General features: G+C 77.6%; 1 pseudogene. It reads left to right on the top strand.

Annotated elements, in window-relative coordinates:
• Positions 1-13 precede the first annotated feature (13 nt).
• Positions 14-656: pseudogene (locus G3I40_RS08610) on the top strand (serine protease); the annotation flags it as partial.

Genomic DNA, 656 nt, shown 5'->3' with positions numbered 1-656 from the left:
GCTCGACCGGGACGTGGACGTGGCCCCGGCCCAGTTCGCCGCGCCGGGCGCCGCGTTCGGCGAGCCCTCCCCGCGCCTGCTCGCGTACGGCTTCCCGGCCGGCTTCGACGAGGGCACGATCGCCGAGTACCGCGCCAAGGCGGACCTGCGGGTCGGCGACGAGTGGGTGGAGCTGGTGGCGTTCGACGGCCACGGCCAGCCCCTGGCGCACGGGTTCAGCGGCGCCGCGGTCACCCTCGCCGGTTCGCACCGCGTCGTCGGCATGGTCACCGCGACGACCGGCGGCCGCGGGGTCCTCACCGGGCGGATGCTGCCGCTGGACGTGATGGCCCGCTACTGGCCGGAGCTCGCGGAGCGCATCCCGTCCCCGGAGGCGGCCGCCCGCACGGACGCGGCCCGGCTGCACTGCCTCATCGAGAAGGCGACCCGGGCCGGCCTCGACTGCGCGCCCGACCGGCTGTTCCGGTACGCGGTCGGCGAGTTCGGCCCCGACGTGCCCGAGGGCGGTTTCGCCTCGCTGTGGCAGGCGGCGGTGCACCTGCTGGCGCAGGTCCCCGAGGCGGACGCGGCGGCCCGGTTCGCCGACCGGCTCGAACAGCTCCTGGCGACGCCCGAGGTCCCCGGTTCCGCCGCCCGGCAGCCGGACTGGACGCCGG

Origin of the sequence: Streptomyces sp. SID14478 (assembly GCF_010548525.1) — a bacterium.
GTDB lineage: Bacteria > Actinomycetota > Actinomycetes > Streptomycetales > Streptomycetaceae > Streptomyces.
This window is presented reverse-complemented; position numbering and strand designations above follow the sequence as displayed.